21 protein-coding genes and 1 pseudogene are annotated in these 20,618 nt (G+C 61.4%); 14 read left to right on the top strand and 8 right to left on the bottom strand.

Annotated elements, in window-relative coordinates; all coding sequences use genetic code 11:
* Positions 1–37: 37 nt before the first annotated feature.
* Together ACS4RR_RS26245 and ACS4RR_RS26240 are read right to left on the bottom strand one after the other, a co-directional pair.
* Positions 38–1,054 carry an Lnb N-terminal periplasmic domain-containing protein gene (locus tag ACS4RR_RS26245; RefSeq protein WP_456190250.1) on the bottom strand — a complete coding sequence of 339 codons (1,017 nt, stop codon included), beginning with the start codon at positions 1,052–1,054 and terminating at the stop codon, positions 38–40.
* 52 nt (positions 1,055–1,106) lie between these two features.
* Positions 1,107–1,373 carry a hypothetical protein gene (locus ACS4RR_RS26240; RefSeq protein WP_456190249.1) on the bottom strand — a complete coding sequence of 89 codons (267 nt, stop codon included), beginning with the start codon at positions 1,371–1,373 and terminating at the stop codon, positions 1,107–1,109.
* Positions 1,374–1,598: 225 nt separating this feature from the next.
* On the opposite strand from ACS4RR_RS26240, the gene ACS4RR_RS26235 reads away from it, so the two are divergent.
* From ACS4RR_RS26235 to ACS4RR_RS26195, 9 genes are all read left to right on the top strand, one after another.
* The gene (locus tag ACS4RR_RS26235; protein ID WP_456190370.1) at positions 1,599–1,901 is read left to right on the top strand and encodes a DUF2147 domain-containing protein; all 303 of its coding nucleotides are present in this window, start codon (positions 1,599–1,601) and stop codon (positions 1,899–1,901) included.
* A 117-nt stretch (positions 1,902–2,018) separates the two neighbouring features.
* On the top strand, positions 2,019–2,795 hold the full coding sequence (locus ACS4RR_RS26230; protein WP_456190248.1) for a hypothetical protein: 777 nt from the start codon (positions 2,019–2,021) through the stop codon (positions 2,793–2,795).
* 133 nt (positions 2,796–2,928) lie between these two features.
* The gene (locus ACS4RR_RS26225; protein ID WP_456190247.1) at positions 2,929–4,446 is read left to right on the top strand and encodes a DUF1254 domain-containing protein; all 1,518 of its coding nucleotides are present in this window, start codon (positions 2,929–2,931) and stop codon (positions 4,444–4,446) included.
* A gap of 205 nt (positions 4,447–4,651) precedes the next feature.
* A complete protein-coding gene (locus ACS4RR_RS26220) occupies positions 4,652–5,137 on the top strand; it encodes a hypothetical protein (protein WP_456190246.1) in 486 nt (161 codons plus the stop codon).
* 147 nt (positions 5,138–5,284) lie between these two features.
* Positions 5,285–5,707, top strand: a complete 423-nt coding sequence (locus ACS4RR_RS26215) for a cysteine rich repeat-containing protein (protein ID WP_456190245.1) — start codon at positions 5,285–5,287, stop codon at positions 5,705–5,707.
* Between the two features lie 24 nt (positions 5,708–5,731).
* A complete protein-coding gene (locus ACS4RR_RS26210) occupies positions 5,732–6,301 on the top strand; it encodes an OmpA family protein (protein ID WP_456190244.1) in 570 nt (189 codons plus the stop codon).
* 18 nt (positions 6,302–6,319) lie between these two features.
* Positions 6,320–7,006 (top strand): hypothetical protein, encoded by a 687-nt coding sequence (locus ACS4RR_RS26205; RefSeq protein ID WP_456190243.1) that lies wholly within the window; start codon positions 6,320–6,322, stop codon positions 7,004–7,006.
* Between the two features lie 21 nt (positions 7,007–7,027).
* Entirely contained in the window at positions 7,028–7,897 is an 870-nt protein-coding gene (locus ACS4RR_RS26200; protein ID WP_456190242.1) for an LssY C-terminal domain-containing protein, read from the top strand.
* The gene (locus ACS4RR_RS26195) at positions 7,894–8,502 is read left to right on the top strand and encodes a response regulator transcription factor (RefSeq protein WP_456190241.1); all 609 of its coding nucleotides are present in this window, start codon (positions 7,894–7,896) and stop codon (positions 8,500–8,502) included. The genes ACS4RR_RS26200 and ACS4RR_RS26195 overlap by 4 nt, the downstream gene beginning before the upstream one ends.
* A 247-nt stretch (positions 8,503–8,749) precedes the next feature.
* On the opposite strand, the pseudogene ACS4RR_RS26190 reads toward ACS4RR_RS26195, so the two are convergent.
* Positions 8,750–9,520: pseudogene (locus tag ACS4RR_RS26190) on the bottom strand (Crp/Fnr family transcriptional regulator).
* Positions 9,521–9,624: 104 nt separating this feature from the next.
* Complete coding sequence (locus ACS4RR_RS26185) at positions 9,625–9,861, bottom strand: DUF6894 family protein (protein ID WP_456190240.1); 237 nt, start codon at positions 9,859–9,861, stop codon at positions 9,625–9,627.
* Between the two features lie 392 nt (positions 9,862–10,253).
* Between ACS4RR_RS26185 and ACS4RR_RS26180 the strand changes: the two genes are divergently transcribed.
* The gene (locus ACS4RR_RS26180; RefSeq protein WP_456190239.1) at positions 10,254–10,430 is read left to right on the top strand and encodes a DUF3606 domain-containing protein; all 177 of its coding nucleotides are present in this window, start codon (positions 10,254–10,256) and stop codon (positions 10,428–10,430) included.
* A gap of 3 nt (positions 10,431–10,433) precedes the next feature.
* Complete coding sequence (xth, locus tag ACS4RR_RS26175; protein WP_456190238.1) at positions 10,434–11,234, top strand: exodeoxyribonuclease III; 801 nt, start codon at positions 10,434–10,436, stop codon at positions 11,232–11,234.
* Between the two features lie 215 nt (positions 11,235–11,449).
* Here xth and ACS4RR_RS26170 read toward each other — a convergent pair whose 3' ends face one another.
* The 4 genes from ACS4RR_RS26170 to ligD all read right to left on the bottom strand — a co-directional run bounded on the left by ACS4RR_RS26170 (position 11,450) and on the right by ligD (position 14,694).
* A complete protein-coding gene (locus tag ACS4RR_RS26170; protein WP_456190237.1) occupies positions 11,450–11,692 on the bottom strand; it encodes a hypothetical protein in 243 nt (80 codons plus the stop codon).
* An 8-nt stretch (positions 11,693–11,700) separates the two neighbouring features.
* Positions 11,701–11,913, bottom strand: a complete 213-nt coding sequence (locus ACS4RR_RS26165) for a hypothetical protein (protein WP_456190236.1) — start codon at positions 11,911–11,913, stop codon at positions 11,701–11,703.
* Between the two features lie 879 nt (positions 11,914–12,792).
* Positions 12,793–13,566, bottom strand: a complete 774-nt coding sequence (locus tag ACS4RR_RS26160; protein WP_456190235.1) for an SOS response-associated peptidase family protein — start codon at positions 13,564–13,566, stop codon at positions 12,793–12,795.
* A gap of 63 nt (positions 13,567–13,629) precedes the next feature.
* Positions 13,630–14,694 (bottom strand): non-homologous end-joining DNA ligase, encoded by a 1,065-nt coding sequence (ligD, locus tag ACS4RR_RS26155; RefSeq protein ID WP_456190234.1) that lies wholly within the window; start codon positions 14,692–14,694, stop codon positions 13,630–13,632.
* Between the two features lie 281 nt (positions 14,695–14,975).
* Between ligD and ACS4RR_RS26150 the strand changes: the two genes are divergently transcribed.
* From ACS4RR_RS26150 to ACS4RR_RS26140, 3 genes are read left to right on the top strand one after another with little or no spacing between them, the layout of a single operon-like run.
* The gene (locus ACS4RR_RS26150; RefSeq protein ID WP_456190233.1) at positions 14,976–15,728 is read left to right on the top strand and encodes an ImuA family protein; all 753 of its coding nucleotides are present in this window, start codon (positions 14,976–14,978) and stop codon (positions 15,726–15,728) included.
* Positions 15,649–17,160, top strand: a complete 1,512-nt coding sequence (locus ACS4RR_RS26145; protein WP_456190232.1) for a Y-family DNA polymerase — start codon at positions 15,649–15,651, stop codon at positions 17,158–17,160. Before ACS4RR_RS26150 ends, ACS4RR_RS26145 begins: the two co-directional genes overlap by 80 nt.
* A complete protein-coding gene (locus ACS4RR_RS26140) occupies positions 17,157–20,414 on the top strand; it encodes an error-prone DNA polymerase (RefSeq protein WP_456190231.1) in 3,258 nt (1,085 codons plus the stop codon). The genes ACS4RR_RS26145 and ACS4RR_RS26140 overlap by 4 nt, the downstream gene beginning before the upstream one ends.
* The last annotated feature ends 204 nt before the right edge of the window (positions 20,415–20,618 follow it).

Below are 20,618 nucleotides of genomic sequence, written 5' to 3'. Positions count from 1 at the left end.
CTCAATCACCGCGTTTCCCCTCGTATGTTACTGTACGTTACGGCCTGGCGACGACCACCGGGAATGGTACGCCGAGACGGATTGCCTTCGAGAAGTCGGGCGACAATCCATCTGCCCGCGCCCGCACGTCGATCTTGGCAATCTCCCGCAGGCGGGCCAGCGGCAACGACGTGTCGATGGCTCCCCGGTCATAGGCGTAGTTAGGAAGATAACCGTTGACGATCAGCCGCCAATCGAACGGCACCTTGTCTCCTGCGACCCGCATCAGCTTGGCGACGGTCGTCGTGCAGTTCGTCGTAATCGAGTTGTAGAACTGCGGCGTCCGGGCGAGCGCGTTGGCCTCGGCGACATACTCGAGCAGCAGGTTCCGCGCCTGTTCGGGACTGGCTCTCAGCCGGTAGATCTGGACATCCTCGCCACGCACGTTGGAGCGGACGCCGACGACGTCACGTTCGTCCGCAGCAACAACCACCAGTGGGTCGTTCTTGAAGAGATCGGCAAGGGGAGAAAAGCCGCCGCCGACCTTGTGGCGGACCTCGATCGACCAGGCGAGCTGTTCGCCGCCTTCGAAGCCGAAGCTGAAGATGACATGCGCGATCTTCGGCCCCGCCCAGTATGACATGAAGAGGTCGACGGTCCTCACCTTGCTGACATCGTAGGTTCGTGTCGTCCAGCGCTCCGTAAAGTCGGAATTGCTTCGCCACTCGAAGTCCCGGACATCGCTCAAGGTCAGCGAATTTCCGTCGACACGACCCGTCACCTGCCGGGCGACGTCCGGCGCCCATGCGGCGTTGGCTTCCGGCTTGATCGAGTTCCACCAGAAGAGAACCAGCGCGAAGACGACCGCGAACGAAAGGAGTGCTTTGACGCGCAGCCGGCTGGCAAGCGCCGCTGCAGAGAAAAGACCGAAGAGGAGGAAGACGCCAGCGCCGATTGCCCGCCCGCCATCAGGCAGGGACAGGCGATACCAGAGGGCCAAGGAGCCCCAGGCGGTCAAAGCCGCCACGATGACGGCGACCGCGAAGATCAAGATGGTCGCCATCAGTCGAGGCATGTTGTTCCTTTTCCGTAGCCGTCGAAGTACCGATGATGCGGAGATCGCGCTTTTATCTGGCGGCCGGGAATGGCACGACCTTGGCAAGATCCAACATGGTGTGAATTTCCTTGCCGAGCCAATCCCTGAGTTCGAGCGCCTCGGCGTAACGTTCGTCTCGCCCCGGAGCCGTAGACGACTCCCAATCCCGCACGAGCTGGTCCGCGATGGAAAAGTCGTGGCAAAGTTCCCGAAAGCTTTCATTGCGGGAGGTAAGCGCTTCGATCTCCAGCGCCTGCTCGGGAAACCTGCGCTTGGCGAACTCCGTGTCATATTGCATTGCATCGCTCCCGCCCAGGCGACGCGAAGGCTCCCGCACATCCGCGTAGTCGTCGTGAAGATGGCACAGTACCCGGCCGACACCATGTAGGTTACAGTAACACACCGCGAGTTTCTTGCGGTCGGCGACGCATGTGTGGTCCATTCGGTCATCGGCCCGGTGGCGGGCCAGCCATGCGAGGACCTTACCGTGAAACCCATCCTGATCTCCGTCACAGCGCTGCTGATGTCGACCGGACTGGCGAGCGCAGCCGAGCCGATCGTCGGAAACTGGAAGACGACGCTCGGCGACACCGCCGCGATCGAGCCGTGCGGCAGCGGTTTCTGCATCACTCTGAAGAGCGGCAAACATACGGGCGAGAAGATCGGCGCGTTCGAAGGCAACGGCGGCAGCTATTCCGGCAAGATCACCGATCCGGACGCGAAGAAGACCTATGACGGCACCATCAGCGTCTCCGGCGACACTGTCACCCTCAAAGGCTGTGTGATGAAGGTCGTCTGCGAGTCGCAGAAGTGGTCACGCCAATAGTCCGCGGGAACCAACGGATACGGTAACATACGGGGTGTTTCCGGCGTGACCGGCTACCCCTTGCGCCCGGATCATTTCCGGCCAACGCCGGAGCCATAGGAGATCGGGGACTGCTGCATGATTGAAATGAAAAGCATCTATTGCGGGTTGGCTCTGGCCCTGGCGGCGGCGCCCGCGGCCGCCGCCGACATGGCGGAACCCCGACCGGGCGTCGTCGACAGCGGCTGGAAGTTCCAGGTCACGTTCGACGGCTGGCTGGCGGGTTTGAATGGCGACATCGGCGTGCGCGGCCTACCGGCGGCGGCGGTCGACGTCTCGCCCATGGACGTGCTCGAGGATCTGGATGGGGTGTTCGCAGGATCCTTTCAAGCAGCAGGCGATAGCTGGCTTCTCTATGCGGATGTCATGTGGGCCAAGATTTCGACCGACGCCGACTTCGGCCCCTTCGGCGGAACGGCCGACTTCGAACAGACGCAGATCGTGGCGACGGCCCTCGTCGGCTACGAGCTGCCGGTCAACGTGGCTAACATGCAGCTCTACGCGACGGGCGGACTTCGCTACCAGCACAACAAGGTGGAACTCGGGATCGATCCCGTATTCTTCCCAGCGGTCGACCGCAGCGGTTCGCAAAGCTGGGCCGATCCGATCGTCGGGCTCACCATGCATTATGACGTCAACAGCAAATGGTTCGTGGACGTCATGGCCGATGTCGGCGGCTTCGGCGTCGCCTCGGACATCACGCTGCAGGGCACCGCGACGGTCGGCTATAACTGGACGGACACTCTCGCTTCGTCTCTCGGCTACAAGGCGCTCTACACCGACTACGAGGACGGCGGCTTCCAGTACGACGCCACCCAGCACGGCGTCTTCACGCGACTGGCGGTGAAGTTCTAGCCGGAGTCCGGCTGCGGCCCGCCGCAAGCTACGGCAGTGTAACCGTAACATACTTCCCTTCGCGCCGCCGAATGCACACAGATTGGCGACCTCATGACAAACGACCGACGGGGCGGTCGACAAGGAGAGAGCAATGAAACGCGCGACGAGACGGGTTTACACTACTGCCGCGGTGCTGCTGATGGGCTGGGGGGCCGCGTACGCCGAAGCACCGAAGACGAAGATGGCCACGCCGATACCGGATTCGATCGTCACGCCGGAAAGCGTCGACACCAGGATTGGCAAGCTGAATTTTTTCGACGGCTTTCCGGACGACGCCACTTCGGAGAAGGTCTATGACAATCTCGATTTCATGCGAGGCGTGGATGCTTTTCTCAATGCGATGCCCGGTGCATCCGTCGAAGCGATGCGGGTTGGACTGGCCAGCCAGGGCGCCGACAACAACCAGACGATCCTGATCTTCGAAAACCTCATGGACTCGCATTCGCTGTTCCTCACAGGCAACACCGAAAGCATCTACAATCTCATGTGGCTGGACACCAAAGCCGGTCCGCTGGTCATCGAGACGCCACCCAACATTCTGGGCATGATCGACAACCATTGGTTCGAATATGTCGGCGATGTCGGCAATGCCGGCCCGGACAAGGGCAAAGGTGGAAAATACTTGCTCTTGCCGCCGGGCTACGACGGCGTGATCCCCGAGGGTTATCACGTATTGCCGTCCTCGACCTACGGGAACCTGTTCTTCTGGCGCGGCTTCCTCGAAAACGGCAGCACGACGACGGCCGTCGAAAACACCAGGAAATTCGCCAAGGTCTATCCGCTTTCGGAAGCCGGCAATCCGCCGCCGATGAAGATCGTCAACGTCTCAGGCAAGGAGTTCAACACGATCCATGCCAATAATTTTCATTTCTACGAGGAAGTGAACGACATCGTCCAGTATGAGCCGAACGAAGCCTATCATCCGGAAGTGCTGGGACAGCTCGCCTCCATCGGCATCGTAAAGGGCAAGCCCTTCGCGCCAGATGCGCGTATGAAGAAGATCCTCACCGAAGCGGTGGCCGTCGGCAATGCGACGGCGCGCACCATCACCTTCAAGACGCGCATGAAGGACGCCTATTATTATCCGAACAGTGCCTGGTTCACCGGCTTTGTCGGTGGCAGCTACGAGTTTCTGCTGCAGCCCGGCGTTCGCTATCTGGATGCGCGCGTCCTGTTTCACTACTACGCGACGGGCATCACGCCGGCGATGGCGATAAAGCGCGTCGGCATCGGTTCGCAATATGCCGGCGCCACGACCGACAAGGACGGCAAGCCGTTCGATGGCGGCAAGACCTATAAGATTCACATGCCGCCAAACATTCCTGCAAAGGAATTCTGGTCGTTCGTGGCGTATGACAACCAGACGCGTTCGATGTTGCAGACGGACCGGCAATTCCCCAGCATCGGCAGCGACAAGAAGGACATCGTGATCAACGCGGACTCGTCCGTCGATGTCTGGTTCGGTCCGACCGCGCCGAAAGGCCATGAGGCCAATTGGGTCCAGACAGTGCCCGGCAAAGGTTGGAACGTCCTTCTTCGCCTCTATGGGCCGCTTGAGTCATGGTTCGACAAGACGTGGAAGCCAGGCGAGTTCGAACCGGTCGAGTGACGCTGGAATACCTGGTGAAGGGATCGCCATATGCGCCCGGCCTCCTGCTGGATTCACCTCCAACGCCGATCCGGCTGGTATGTCGGATCGGTATTGGCCGGAACTGCGCCGTACATGAGTGCGCCGGCGGCATTAGCCACGGCGGTTTGAGCATTCTGGCGCATGCGCTGTAGCAACGATTAGCAGGACTGCGAGGAGGCGGAGCTTGAATTCAAGATCAGGGCCGTCGGAGCCATGGATCTACGTGGGTCTCCTCGCCGCTCAGACCGCAGCGGCCTTGATCCTGTTCTGGATCGTGTTCCCTATCTTTCATGGCTTGGTCACAAACCTCGGTGAACGGCAGGCGCTGGATCTCTCGGACCAGGTCGGGATTGTTGCCAGCGCCGCACTGCTCCATTGCTGTTACTGGACACGGTTGAAATGGGTGCCGGTCACCTCGCCGTTTCACAGTGTCTTCGTGGCGCATCTGCTCTTCTTCGCCAGCCGGGTGAGTTTCTTCTTCGGCGGTGCGCTCTTCTCGGCCATCTTCTTCAGGCATCTGCCGGAACTCGACGCCTTTCCGCCGCTCGCCCAGGCGTTCGTGAAGAGCCTGTATTTCGCGGCGACGCTGTTCGGACTATTCTGCTACTCGCTCGAACTGGATCGCTTCGGGAGGGCCGTGGAGGATAGGCCGCCAGACCGCGGCGAGTAGCTTCCAAATCCATCGCTTCGGCGACGCGTTGAACGCCGTCTCGTACGGTCCGTGTAACCGTAACATACTTCCCTTCTCACCCCCGATAGCGCACCAAATGCGTGCGGAGAGTTTCTCTGACGATCAATCGTTCACGACGGGGGTAGCATGTCGACGAGAACCAGACTGTTAGGAGGGGCGTTGGTCGCGTTCCTGGCGCTCAGCGGTGCGGCCCGTGCCGACACCATCAGCTTTGCCGACGCGGTGAGCACGCTCGCCAACGACTGCGGATCCGACATCAAGAAGTTCTGCAAGGGCCTGAACCTCGGGAGCGGCCGCATCCAGAACTGCCTCGAATCCCATGCCGCAAAAGTCTCGCCGACCTGCACCTCGACACTGGCGAGCGTCACCACCTCGATCGGGCAGCGCCTTGCCGCCCAATCGTCGTTCACTGCGATCTGCAAGCATTACGTCGCGCAGTTCTGCAGTGGGGTGGTGGGCGAGGGCAATATTCTTTCCTGCCTGAACAACGCGACACGCGTGAACCAAGGCCAGTGCGGCCAGGCGATCACCGACGCCGGCTGGCGGTGAACGATGTTGAAGGGACATAGGACAATGAAGAGTTATCGACTTGCGACGATGTTTGCCGCCGGGCTGCTGCTGGCACCCGGCCACCCATTCGCCCAGGAACTGAGCGGCCCACAGGTGGTGCGCACGCTCGACAGATTGCAGGGCGGAGCTCCGGCCATCGACCTCGCGTTGCTTATGGAAGAAGCGGCGGCGAGCGCAGGCAAAGGCGCCGTAGCGCTTCCCGACTGGCAGAAACTTTCGAAGCTGTCGCAGCTCATCGTCGAGATCGACTTCGAGAACGACTCCGTCGCCATCGAACCGAAATCCTATCGCACCGTCGGCCTGATCGCCGACGCCCTGCATCATCCGAACCTGCGGCGCTACAAGTTCCTTGTCGTCGGACACACGAGCTCGACGGGTGACGCCAAGCACAATCTGGACCTCAGTCAGAAGCGGGCGAACGCAATTACGGAGGCGTTGTCGACAACATTCGCCATCGCCTCGGACCGTCTGTTCGCAATCGGCGTCGGCGAGGAGTGGCCCGTGGATCCAGCGAACCCGCAGGCCGCCGACAATCGGCGCGTCCAGCTCGTGAACCTCGGTCTCGTGAACTAGCAAACAGGAGAATTCTCCATGAAACGCCATATTCGGATCGGCACTCTCGCCGTAGCCTGCCTCGTGTCGTTCGCAGGAGCGGCGCAAGCCGAAGACGCGATCACCGCACCCGCCGCCAAGACTATTGGAGCGACCACGGCCACGAAGATGGTGCCGTCGCTCGCCGTCCTCAATTCCGGCGGGGCGACGCTGGTGGACGGCAAACTGACGATGACGGGAATTACCCCGAACTCCATCGTGTTCGCCGACCGTCCCGTACGATCGGCCGGACATGTTCTCACGACCGAGTTCATCAAGGAGTGGGACGAGGGCAAGGATAGCTTCGCCGTCGACCCGCCGAACGCGACGATCTCCGTCTTGAGCAGCGATGGCACCGCTGTTGAAGACGCGGTCGTGGTCCTGACCAAGCCCAAGCTGGACGGCGGCACCCTGACCTTTGACGTGCAGGTTCTCGAGGGCGACATCGCAAAGGCCAACGGTCCGGCTTCGCTGTTCATCGACATGTTCGTGGCGCGCGCCGGAATAGGGCGCGTCGGCGTGGTCGGCGTGGGTGCGGTCGGATTCCATGGCGGCTGGTATGCGCACCCTGCGGCCCGCTACGGCGCCGCTGTCGCGACGGGCGCGGCCATCGGCGCCGCGGCGGCCTCCGCGCCATATTACTATCACCCCCCTTGCGGCTACTACCCGTATCCGCCCTGCTACTGAAGTCGGGAGCGGCACATCGCAATGGAACAGGGGAGAAGCAGTCGAGGCAGATGGAAGTCGGCTGCGGGCGTTCTTGCCGCCGTCCTCGTGGCGTATCTGCTCATCTGCTACCTGGTGATGCCGGAGCTTTGGATCTTCCGCGACCGGAGCACTGTTGCCGATCTCAGCCGGATGGTCACCACGACCGGCGACGACATTCCGGGCGACCCGATCAACGTCGGCGTCGTTGGCCCGAAGCAGCAGGTGATCAAGGCCTTCGCCGCCTCGGGCTGGGATCCGGCCGACAGGATAACATTGCTCTCCTCGGTCGAAATCGGCCTGAGCGTGGCGCTTGATCGGCCGGATCTCGATGCGCCCGTCAGCCCGCTGTTCTTCGACGGCCGGAAGCAGGATCTGGCTTTCGAAAAACCAGTCGGACGAAGCGCGGACGAGCGCCACCACATACGCCTCTGGCAAACGGCGACCGTCGGCGCCGACGGCCAGCCCCTGTGGTTGGGCTCCGCCAGCTTCGACCGTGGCGTCGGCGTCAGCCACGACACCGGGCAGATCACCCACCATATTGGACCCGATCTCGACGCCGAGCGCGAACTGGTGATCGGCGACCTCAAGGCCGCCGATCAGATCTCCATGACCTACGAGCGCGCAGGCGTCGGTGCGACAAGAGATGGTCGGAACGGCGGCGGGGATCCGTACTTCACCGATGGTCGAATCCTTGTAGGGGTGCTGCGATCGGCCGAAAAGGCAGCAGCCTCCGACTCCCCGACGGCCATCATAGCCCGCGCCATTGTCGAGACCTATGGCGGCACCATCCGTGCCGACAACCGCCCGGAAGGCGGCGCGGTCTTTCGTGTGGCCCTGCCGCTTGCCCGCCGACAGGAGCGATCGAGATGAAACCGGTTATCCATATGGTCGATGACGACAAATCCTATCGGACGGCGACCGCAAGGCTGCTTTCCGCACATGGTCTGAGGGTCGAAGTCTATGAATCCGGAGACGAGTTTCTCGCCCGGCTTTCCGCTTGCGAGCCGGGTTGCGTTCTCCTCGACCTGCAAATGCCCGGCCAGTCCGGCCTGCAGATACAACGCCGCCTGCGCGAGCTGGCGCCGCACTTGCCGGTCGTGTTCCTCACGGGGGAAGGAGACATAAGGGCAAGCGTCGAGGCGATGAAGGCGGGTGCCGAGGATTTTCTGGAGAAGGGGTCGACCGCGGCGACATTGATGGAGGCGATCGATCGGGCGCTCATCCAATACGAAAGACAGCGGGCCGGACACGACCGTCTTCAAGCCCAGCAGGCCCTGGTGGCGGGCCTCAGTCCGCGTGAGGCCGAAGTGTTCCAGCTCGTCATTCGCGGCCGTCTCAACAAGCAGATCGCTTATGCACTCGGCATCTCCGAGCGGACGGTGAAGGTGCATCGCCACCAGGTCATGGAAAAGCTCGGCGTACGCTCGCTGGCCGAGGCGGTGTCGATCGCCGCAAGTATCGGTCTCATCGACTAGGATACGGCATCGCCGGTGGGGAGGGCCTTCAAAGTCGCTGCTGGCGATGATTTTGAATCGCGCACATGAGGAGCGCCATGACAGAGTGTCATGCACTCTGCGAGCAAATCGGCTTGCTGCTTCGCCGAAGCCATCCCAGGAATAGCGGTCCAGATCCGGCAAACTCCGATGAGTTCACGACATCGAGAAACGGATCGCGGCGCACGAAACCAAAAGTATCGAGAACCCGTCACTAGAAGCCGTCAGCCTACAGCGCGACGAACCCATTCTGTCTGCCTGGGCGCCCGACCGGGAGAACCATCTGCGGTTCCGTCTCCTCGATCAGTCGCCGGTACTCCTGCTCCGGCACGCCGTAGCACCCGCCTGCAATTTCGATCAGCTTGTTGCGATCCAGGATGCGGACGTTGCCGCGCGTCGATTTGATGGCGTGCATGCCTTCGAGAATGTGCAGCTCATTAGTGACGCCAGCCCGCCTGATGCCCAGCATCAGCGCCAGAAATTAGTGCGTCAGCGGCAGATGATTTCCATCGATGCGGTCGTGGCACATGAGCAGCCAGCGCGCGAGCCGCTGATGCACGTTAAATTTTGCGGCCGCAAGCGCGCTGTGGGCAAGCTGCAGTTCGCAGGTATGCACATAGCGCAGCAACAGTTGCCGCACCTGTGGATGATCAAGGATCGGAAGAAAATCTTCGGTCGCCACTTGAAGCCCGTGGCCCGGCACCTGCATGAAAGTCTTGTTCGGCGTGCGGTCGACGCCGAGGACGACCGGGTATCCGGCGATGCCCTCGCGTCCGATGTGGCGGATCTCGACGCTTCTGCCGTCCGAGCTTTCCGCAACCATCGAGGCGAGGCCGCTCTCGATAAAGCAGACGTGTTCTATCGGTTTGCGCGCTCGCACCAGCGAATGGTTGACGGGAAGCTCGATGGGCTCGAAAAGCGGCTCGAGAAGCTCGAAGGCGGCCTCCGGAAATCGCCGCAACAACCTGTTGCTCACCTGCCTCTGCTGCAATTCTGTCATGGCGTCGCCCTCGTCGAACGGGAGATGATATTCCTATCGTTCGGGAGCTTCAGGCTCTGTGCGATTTTGACATTATGGGCTTCTGAGCGCCTGCGCCCAAGGCGCTAGGTCAACTGAACCGCCGACCGGAAGGGAACCGTCGCGACCAACGTGCCGTCTTCCGTCATGATCTCAAACACGTCTCCGTCGACGGGATTGCCCATGCGGATCCGCTCCGCGACGATTTCGCGGGCGGCGGCGGTTGCTTCCTCGCGTGCCTGTTCGGGTGAGGCCAGGTCGATGCCCTCCAGATCTTCTTCGAAGACATCGTTCCTGCGGACATGCAGAAAGTATTTCGGCATGGTGTACTCCATCAAAGACGGCTGCCCAACCTCCCGAGCGACAAGTTGTTCCCCGGCTCACCGCCACTCAAAAGGGCTCCGATAGGCGTCGACGGCGGTCGCGGTGGCTCGGCGCCGTCAGCTTCTAACGCGGCGTCGGAGGTTCTCGAACTTGGAGCACTCGAGATGGATGACCAAGGCTCCGAAATGACGCCGTTAGGACGGCGAAATCACTTCGCGGCAGTGCTATCCCGCTTCGAGAATAGCGTCGTCTGGCCCTGTTGTTGGCGATTGCAATCGATCATGGATGAGGCCGATTCTGGAATATGAGGGGAATGCCTCTCCCTAGGTTGGCGGGAACTTCTTGAATCGACGACCGTTTCCAGTGATCGATATCATCAGGAGATATGAAGATGGCATCCACTCCCCGAGGTCGCGCTCAGGATCGCGCGAAGGTCGCTGGCGGACAAGATCACGAGGTTCGCTACGAGGCGAAGAAGGAAGGCGTAACAAAAGAATCGGTCAAGAAAGCCGTGAAGACTGCTGGGAATTCTCGCAAGAAGGTCGAGGCGGAAATCAGCCGGCACTGAGCCGTGAAGCTCGCGACGTACAACGTCAACGGCGTAAACGGCCGCCTCCAAGTCTTGTTGAGATGGCTTGATGAAGCCAGGCCGGACGTCGTCTGCCTCCAGGAGCTGAAGGCCCCGCAGGAGAAGTTCCCGATCAAAGCGATCGAGGCGGCCGGCTATGGGGCAGTCTGGCACGGCCAGAAGTCATGGAACGGCGTAGCCATCCTCACAATGGGGCAGGAGCCGCACCTCACCAGAAAGGGGCTGCCTGGCGAGCCGGAGGACGAGCACAGTCGGTACATCGAAGCGATCGTCGATGGCGTGGTGGTCGGCTGCCTGTACCTCCCGAACGGAAATCCCTATCCAGGCCCGAAGTTCGACTACAAGCTCCGCTGGTTCCGCCGTCTCCACGATTACGCGGCCGAACTGCTCGAGCTCGAGGTGCCTGTCGTCCTCGTCGGCGACTACAACGTCATGCCTACCGAGTTGGACGTCTATAAACCCGAACGCTGGACGAACGACGCCCTCTTCCGGGTCGAGGTCCGGGAGGCCTATAGGAAGCTTATCGACCAGGGCTGGACGGACGCGCTTCGCCATCTGCATCCGGACGAGCGCATCTACACGTTCTGGGACTACTTCCGAAACGCGTTCGTGCGCGACGCCGGCCTTCGCATCGACCACTTTCTCCTAAGTTCGGAGGCGGCCACACGGCTGACGAAGGCGGAGGTCGACAAGCACGTTCGCGGTTGGGAGCATACCAGTGACCACGCGCCCGTATGGATCGAGCTTCAGGACGAACTCGTCAAGAAGAGGAAGACGAAATGAGCCAGGAAGATTGGAAAGAAAGCTCCGCCTGAAGCTGGCGGACTCGCTGACAGCATTCTGGTGAACGGCACCAGGCGCGCTTCTAGGTGATCCGGGAGACGGGTAGGAGGCCTTCGCGAGGCGCTCGAACTCGATCCTGATCCGGCCAACGGCGAAGCGCCGCTGTCGAGGAACCCGCCAACGAATGGCCGGGTGCCACAGGACAAGGCGCCAGCTCAGTCGAAGTCGCCGATCTTCCCGCTCTGGAAGACTACCACGGGATCGCCTTCCTCGCCCACCACAGGGTGTCCCTCCCGTTTTACCACGAGTGCGCCCGCGTGCGACCTTGCAGCAGCCTTAGCTTCTTCGACGGCCTCCGCCTCTCCTCCGTCGTAGACCGTTGTCCATGCCCGGACCGGCCGCCCGCGATCATCGACATCGAATGCGAATATGCTGATGGAAGTGAACGCTCCGGGCATCGGCAAACTCATGCGATGCCGCGCTGGGGCTTCTCGACCTGCTCGTCGATTTCCGCCTTCACCTTCTTTCGGGCGTCGCCTTCGAACTTCGCGCGGATGCGTTCCGCTTCCTGGTCGGTCGCCTCGATGGGTTGACCGGAATCGTCCGGGAGGCCGGGACCGCTCTGGGCGATGGTGGAATCCTTCGGGCGGTCATTGAGTCCGTCTGTGATCTTTGACATCGGAAAACTCCTTTCGGAGCCTAACGACTACGAGGATCATTTGTTCGGTGAATCGTGAAAAGCTTGCCGAAATCCGTCTGAGGGAGGGAGGTAGACAACTGATACCGCAGATCTCGCGCTTCACCGGAAAGGCTTTCGAACTCATGGCCGGGATGCCCTCAAACGACGGGCCGGGTGCTCTGCGTTAAGGGGAATAAGGAAGGCCGGGGCGAAACCGCACCGACCTTTCCAATATCGCTTTCAACACCAGTGCCAGTACATCCGTGGTCAAAAGTAAAAAAGCGACTTCGGCAGTCGCGAACGCTCTCGTGGGGCACTCACCAGCAACGCCGATGACTTGAAGATAGTCGAGCACTGCGTCCGTTTCAAGGCATCGCATACGAAGCGGCCGGAGATTGCCTTGCTGTAGCAGCGACCCGCAAATTATGGCGAGGAGCTTAGCGGAACCGATATCGTCAGCTTCAACCTCTATCGATTGGCTGGCCTGCCCTGGGTCGATCCTGAAGCCGTGCGAAATGCCCTCCGCCAAGGTGATCGAGTTCTCGGTTTCGAGCCAAGCATAAAGAAGCCTCCGTCTCCAATGTGGCCGAAAAATGAGCACAGGATCCATATTGCATTGCAACATACGCACGGCTGCACTGCGATCTGAGCGCTGGCGGTCGGGGCAGCTCCTGGTATCTTTAGATCAACGAAGCAATGCACCTCCTCCCGCAGAGCTTCGTGTTTCAGGCGACCCATTCCTCCTCCCAAAGGGCGCCTGACGGAACAGCGGCACTCCTCCTCCCAGCCGTTGTTCAATTTTTTGGAAAAGCCTGCCGCACCTCCTCCCGCGGCAGGCTTTTTCGTTTCTCCGAGATATTCAAGTTCTGAGTTCAGGCGCTAAAGCAGAATGCCCTGTTCCACCGGTTCGCCGGATTTGGAAACGATCATCGATCCGTACGGCTCGCGCGACGAAATGATCAGGGCGTCGTTCGGTAGTGGACGGGCCAGTTCCTTGGCTTCATCCCATGGCGCCCGCATCCAGGTGTTCGTCTCTTCCTTCGTCAGCAACAGGACGGGCATGGCCTTGTCATGGATCGGCTTCACCAGGTCGTTGGGATCCGTGGTCAAGAAGCCATAGAGGTCGTCGGTGGTCAGCCCGTCCCTGACCCTTCGGACGCTCTGCCATTGCGGCACATGGAGACCGGCAAAAAACATAAGCGGTTTGGCTGCGTCGCGGGCGAACCAGGCATTGGGGACGTTTCCGCCATCCTCCTGGCTGGCCGGATCCGGTTCCGCGAAACTGGTGACCGGGACGAGACATCTGTTTCCGACGCCAAACCATCGCGTCCAGTGCGGAAAACTGAGCTTGCGCACGTTGGTAGTACCGCGGTCGGCTTCCATGCGGATCAGTTCTTCGAGATCTGACGGCTTGCCCTTGGCCGCAAGTTTCTCGGCCTTGACTTTCGCCGCCTTCTCAAGGGCGAAGCGCGGCGAGGGCAGTCCCCAGCGCGCATGGACCAGTTGCTTCTTGCCGTCGGCGGTGTTGCGGACGATCGGCCCCATCTGATCGGGGTTCATCTGGTAGGCGGGCATCAGGTTGATCAGGCTTTCGGCGTCCCGGGCCCATTTGGCGACCCAATCCTTGTCTTCCATGCGATAAAGATTGCACATTTTGAGCCATCTACTCCGCTTGAGCTCGAATGGCGGACAATCTAGCGGATGGCGCTGATTTCGCTAGTCGAGCCGGAAGACGTCGGCGTTGTCCTGCCGTTCTCGCAAGCCCTTGTAGGATGGATGGCGCAGTTTTCCGTCTGTCGTCCAGGCGCGAAACTCGATCTCAGCAATCAGGGTCGGTTCCACCCAGACAATATCGGCACTTCCGGAATAGGGCAGGGGCGGCTGCTTTCGCTTCCATCGCAGCGTGTCCAGCATCTTTCGCAGCCTGATGGTCTCGGCTTGCCCGAATCCAGTGCCGACGCTTCCGACGTGGATGAGCTCATCACCACGATACGCGGCGAGCACCAACGAGCCGAAGCCAGCAGCGAAGGTCGCCGACCTCTCATAGCCGACGATGAAGAACGCCTCGCTCTGGATGCATTTGACTTTCACCCAATCCCCGGTCCGGCCCGAACGATAGGGCCGATCGAGGTGCTTGCCGACGATGCCTTCCAGGCCGAGGCGGCAGACATGCTCCAGCAGGACAGTCGGTTCGGCATCGAGTGTTTCCGATAGCCGAATGGCGCCGGCTTCATCATTGTTTGCGACGTTTAACGTGTCCTCGAGAAGGTGTCGGCGCGAACGGTATTCGACACCGCGCAGATCGTGGCCGTCCAGATAGATAAGATCGAAAGCGTAGAGGACGGCGTTGGAGGCACGGTTGCCAGCCTGTTTGCCGGATGCGCCCAGCGATTGCTGCAGCAGCCCGAAATCCGGCCGCCCCTCTTCGTCAAGCACGACCGCCTCGCCATCAATGATCATCGTCGCCGGCCCAAGCGCTCGGGCCGCCTGCTCTATGGCCGGGAACCGATGCGTCCAGTCATGGCCGCCACGCGTGAGGATCCGGATCCCCTGCGGCTCGACGTGAACGGCAAGGCGATAGCCATCCCATTTCAGCTCCCAGCTCCACTCGCTTCCCTTTGGCGGATGAGACTTCAATTGCGCCAGCGCGGGCTCGACACGCTCGGGCATGGGATCGAACAGCAGCTGTGGCTGGGCTGGATTTCGCTTGGCCCGCGGCCGGGAACGGATCGGGTCCTCGGTGTCACGAAGGAGGGGTTTTGATTTCGGAAGCTTTGGCATCCCGACAGTTCAGCAGAAAAACCTTAAAGACACTGTGACGATGCCGACTTGCCCCCGCAATTCACACAAAGGGATTAGCGCTGGAAAACGCTCGTAAAAAAATCCACCGGCCGCTATCGGGCTGATTCCCATGGGTATTCTGCTGATTTCTAATGTTCAGGATAATATTCCCATTCCTCCGGTTGCTTGACTCTTTTAGTGGGCGGGAACAGAAAGAGAACATCTGCATTTGTTCGACATGATGTCGGCCGCCAACACGACCTTGAAGGGAGCCGTGAACGATGACTGCTGCCCGTGACAGGGTGATTTCCGATTTGCGCGAGCGCATTGCATCGCTGGAGGGCGTGTCAGCCAGAAGGGCTGGCTGTCTGTCCTTCGGCGTGCCGGAGATCGATGCGGTTCTGCCGGGAGGTGGCCTGGCCCATGGCGCCCTGCACGAATTTGCCGGCGGCGGGTCGGGTACAGTGGACGGGGCGGCGGCGGCGCTGTGTGCGGCGGGGATTGCAGCGCGGACCAAAGGTCCTATCGTCTGGTGCCTGACGCGCCCCGATCTGTTCTTTCCGGCGCTTGCCCAGGTCGGCCTCCACCCGGACAGGGTGATCTTCGTCGAATCCGACAAGGAGGAAGACGTTCTGGCAAACATGGAGGAAGGGCTGTCCTTTGGCGGGCTCGGCGCCGTCGTCGGTGAACTCGTTCGCCTGCCGATGGTCGGCTCGCGCCGGCTGCAGCTGGCGGCGGAGCGCACCGGCACGATGGCGCTTGCCGTCCGGCGCTGGCGGCGACAGACGGAGGCGAATGACTTTGGGCAGCCGACGGCGTCGACCACCCGATGGCGGGTGAGCGTCATGCCGTCGGAGGAATTGCCAGTGCCAGGTGTGGGGAGAGCCCAGTGGTTGCTGGAATTGATGCGCGTGAAAGCGGGTGAATGTGCTGAGTTTCTCGTGAGGGCGTGCGATGACAAGGGTTGTCTCGATCTATCTTCCGGATCTGCCGACGGATCGCATTCGTCGCGCCGATCCGTCTATTCCGCCTGAACAGGCGATCGCCGTGATTGCCAGGAGTGGCTCGAAACGCTGGGTATCGGCCGCCGACGCCGCCGCCAGGAAAGCCGGCGCTCATGTCGGCATGCCGGCGGCCAAAGCACAGGCGCTGTTCCGCGGCCTGATGCTGGTCGATGCGGATCCTGCAATGGATGCCGCAGCACTCGAACGCATTACCCTTTGGGCGCTAACGCTCTATTCGCCGATCGTCGCGGTCGATGGGATCGATGGCATCGTCATGGACACCGAGGGTGCCGATCACCTGCAGGGCGGCGAGCTCGCCATGGTGACGAAGATCGTCAATCAGTTCCTGGCCAAGAAGCTTACTTCACGTGTCGCCATTGCCGACAGCTGGGGTGCGTCCCACGCCTGTGCCCGTGCCATCAGCCGCGAAACGGTCATCGTGCCTTCAGGTGAGACCGTCCGCGCCGTCGAGAAGCTGCCGATATCGTTGCTGCGCCTTCCCGGGAAAATCGTCAGCGATCTGCGCACGCTCGGCTTCCAGACGATCGGCGAATTGGCCAACACGCCGCGCGCACCGCTGACGCTCCGTTTCGGTCCGGAGATTGGCCGGCGGCTGGACCAGATGTTGGGCCGCGTCTCCGAACCCATCAATCCGATCCGCACCGCGGAGCTGATTGAGGTGAGCCGCGCCTTTACCGAACCGATCGGGGCTGCCGAAACCATCAACAAATATGTCGGCCGGCTGGTGGTGCAACTGATCGAAGAGCTGCAAAGGCGCGGCCTTGGTGTTCGGCGCGCCGACCTGATCGTCGAAAAGGTCGACGGTACGCGGCAGGCAATCCGCGCCGGCACGGTGAAGCCGGTGCGCGATGTAGTCTGGCTGACGAAGCTGTTTCGCGACCGGACGGAAAAGATCGACCCCGGCTTCGGGATCGAGAAGCTCACCCTGGTTGCGGTCATAGTCGAGCCGCTGCAGGAGCGCCAGAAATCCTCCTCGCTGGTCGAGGAGGAAGTGAAGGACGTGACGCCGCTGATCGATATCTACGGCAACCGCGGCCAGCGTGTGTATCGAGTGGCACCCGTTGCCTCCGACGTGCCCGAGCGCGCCGTCCAGCGCATCAGTCCTGCTGCCGATCCGGTCGAGGTCACCTGGGTCAGTCATTGGCGCCGGCCGGTCCGGCTGCTCGCCCGTCCCGAGCTGATCGAGGCCATCGCCTTGCTGCCGGACCGGCCGCCGGTCTCGATCACCTGGCGCGGCAAGCGCCGGAAGGTCAAGCGCGCCGATGGTCCGGAACGGATTTTTGGCGAGTGGTGGCAGCGCGACGCTGAGATGGAGGCGGTGCGGGATTACTTCGTCATCGAAGACGAGGCCGGCGAACGTCTTTGGGTGTTTCGCTCCGGTGATGGCATCGATCCGGAAACCGGAAGCCACCGCTGGTTCTGCCATGGGATCTTCGCATGAGCTATGCCGAGCTGCAGGTCACGACCCATTTTTCCTTCCTGCGCGGCGCGAGCTCGGCGCAGGAACTGTTCGAGACCGCCAAGGCTCTCGGCATCGAAGCCCTCGGCGTTGTCGATCGCAATTCGCTTGCCGGGATTGTCAGGGCGCTTGAAGCATCGCGCGCCACCGGCTTACGCCTCGTTGTCGGTTGCCGGCTCGATCTCGCCGACGGCATGTCGGTGCTGGTCTACCCGACCGACCGGGCTGGCTATTCCCGGCTGACCCGGCTTATCACGCTCGGCAAATCACGCGGCGGCAAGAACAACTGCATCCTGCATTGGGATGATGTCATCGCATACAGCGACGGCATGATCGGCATTCTGGTGCCGGATCTGCCGGATGATGTCTGCGCGATCCAGCTGCGCAAAATGGCCGAGCTGTTTGGTGATCGGGCCTATGTGTCGCTCTGCCTGCGGCGCCGGCAGAACGACCAGCTGCGGCTGCATGAGATCTCCAATCTCGCGACACGATTCAAGGTGCGGACGGTCGTCACCAATGATGTCCTCTTCCATGAGCCAGGCCGCCGGCAGTTGCAGGACATCGTCACCTGCATCCGCACCCGCACGACGATCGACGAAGTCGGCTTCGAGCGCGAGCGCCACGCTGATCGCTATCTGAAGCCGCCGGAAGAAATGGAGCGCCTGTTTCCGCGATACCGGCAAGCCCTGGCGCGAACCATGGAGATTGTCCGTCGCTGCACTTTCTCGCTCGAGGAACTTACCTACCAATATCCGGAGGAGGCGATCGTGCCGGGCAAGGATGCCCAGGCTTCGCTGGAGCATTATGTCTGGCAATGCGTGCCCGATCGCTATCCCGAAGGACTGCCGCCCGATGTGTTGAAGGTCGTGAGGCACGAGCTCGACCTCATCCGCACCATGAAATACGCGCCCTATTTTCTGACCGTCTTCTCGATCGTCCGCTATGCGCGGTCTCAAGGTATCCTTTGCCAGGGCAGGGGCTCCGCCGCCAACAGCGCCGTCTGCTACATTCTCGGCATCACCAGTATCGACCCCTCGACCAACGATCTTCTGTTCGAGCGTTTCGTATCCCAGGAGCGCGACGAGCCGCCGGATATCGACGTTGATTTCGAGCACGAGCGGCGCGAAGAGGTGATCCAGTGGATCTATCGCACCTATTCCAGAGAAAAGGCCGCGCTCTGCGCCACCGTGACCCGCTACCGGGCGCGCGGCGCGATCCGCGATGTCGGCAAGGCGCTCGGCCTGCCGGAAGACGTGATCAAGGCGCTGTCGTCCGGCATGTGGGCCTGGTCGGAGGAGGTTTGCGATCGCAATGTCCGCGAGCTCAATCTCAATCCCGACGACCGGCGTCTCGTGCTGACTTTGAAGCTTGCGCAGCAATTGATGGGCGCCCCGCGGCATCTCGGCCAGCATCCCGGCGGGTTCGTCCTCACCCATGATCGGCTCGACGATCTCGTGCCGATCGAACCGGCAACGATGAAGGACCGTCAGATCATCGAATGGGACAAGGACGACGTCGAAGCCCTGAAATTCATGAAGGTGGACATCCTGGCGCTTGGGATGCTGACCTGCATGGCCAAGGCCTTCGGTCTGATCCGCGAACACAAGGACCGCGATCTCGACCTGTTCGACATCGAGCAGGAGGATCCTGCGACCTATGCGATGATCCGCAAGGCCGATACGCTCGGCGCCTTCCAGATCGAAAGCCGCGCCCAGATGGCGATGCTGCCGCGCCTGAAACCCCGAACCTTCTATGACCTCGTGGTGCAGGTCGCCATTGTCCGGCCAGGCCCGATCCAGGGAGACATGGTGCATCCCTATCTGCGGAGGCGCGAAGGCAAGGAGGCAGTCGAATATCCGACGCCCGAGCTTGAGGCGGTGCTCGGCAAGACGCTGGGCGTGCCGCTGTTTCAAGAGTCGGCAATGCGGGTCGCGATGGTTTGTGCCGGCTTTACCGGCGGCGAGGCCGACCAGCTGCGCAAGTCGATGGCGACCTTCAAGTTCACCGGCGGCGTCTCGCGTTTCAAGGACAAGCTGGTGTCCGGCATGGTGAGGAACGCCTACACGGCCGAATTCGCCGAGAAGACCTTTTCGCAGCTCGAAGGCTTTGGCTCCTATGGTTTCCCGGAGAGCCATGCGGCTTCGTTCGCGCTGATCGCCTATGCGTCGAGCTACATCAAGTGCCATTATCCGGAAGCCTTCTGCGCGGCGCTGATCAATTCGCAGCCAATGGGTTTTTACGCGCCGGCGCAGATTGTCGGCGACGCGAGAGCCCACGGCGTCGAGGTGCGGCCGGTCTGCATCAATCGGTCCCGGTGGGACTGTACGCTGGAGCGGATCGGCGATTCTGGCCGCCATGCTGTCCGGCTCGGTTTCCGGCAGGTGAAAGGATTGGCGGTCGCTGACGCGGCGCGCATCGTCGCCGCACGCATGGACAACGCCTTTGCCTCGGTTGACGATATGTGGCGACGATCCGGCGTGCCATCGGAGGCGCTCGTCCAGCTTGCCAAGGCCGACGCCTTTCTGCCGTCGCTGAAGCTTGAACGACGCGACGCGCTCTGGGCGATCAAGGCCTTGCGCGATGAACCATTGCCGTTGTTTGCGGCGGCTGCCGAACGGGAGATGGCTACAATCGCCGAGCAGCATGAGCCTGAAGTCGCGCTTCGACAGATGACGGACGGGCACAATGTTATCGAGGACTATAGCCATACCGGGCTGACATTGCGGCAGCATCCGATCGCCTTCCTGCGCAAGGATTTATCAGTGCGCAACATCATCACCTGTGCCGAGGCGATGGATTCGAGGGACGGGCGGTGGGTCTATACATCAGGTCTTGTCCTGGTTCGGCAAATGCCAGGATCGGCCAAGGGCGTCATGTTCATCACCATCGAAGACGAGACCGGGCCGGCCAATCTGGTTGTCTGGCCAACGCTGTTCGAAAAACGCCGGCGGGTCGTTTTAGGTTCTTCGATGATGGCCATCAATGGCCGGATTCAGCGGGAAGGGGAGGTGGTGCATCTTGTCGCCCAGCAACTGTTCGATCTGTCAGGCGATCTGACCGGCCTTGCCGATCGCGATGAGGAGTTCAAGCTGCCGCCCGGCCGAGGCGACGAGTTTGCCAGAGGCGGAGGGCCCGATCCGCGGGATCAGCCGAAGCCGGTTAACGCCGCGCGCGACTTGTTCGTGCCTGATCTTCATATCGATACGTTGAAGGTGAAGAGCAGGAATTTTCATTGACGGTCTGGTTTTTGGGCTGAACGCGCAAAAAGCAGCACCTCTTTCCCATAGTGGTGAGTGGTGAGTGGAGACGACGAACTCATGGCGGCCGAGCGTCGTTTCCGAGAAGGCATTGACAAACGTGCCGGCATGTCGCCACCTCGTTTCAACGCATGGAGAGTTGCGACTGGCATCTTTGAGAATTACGCTGAGCGTATGAGTTCC

The sequence above is a fragment of the Rhizobium zaerense genome, from assembly GCF_051810725.1.
In the GTDB taxonomy this organism is placed as follows: domain Bacteria; phylum Pseudomonadota; class Alphaproteobacteria; order Rhizobiales; family Rhizobiaceae; genus Rhizobium; species Rhizobium leguminosarum_I.
The sequence above is the reverse complement of the archived record's forward strand: the minus strand, read 5'-3'. Positions and strand labels throughout refer to the sequence as shown.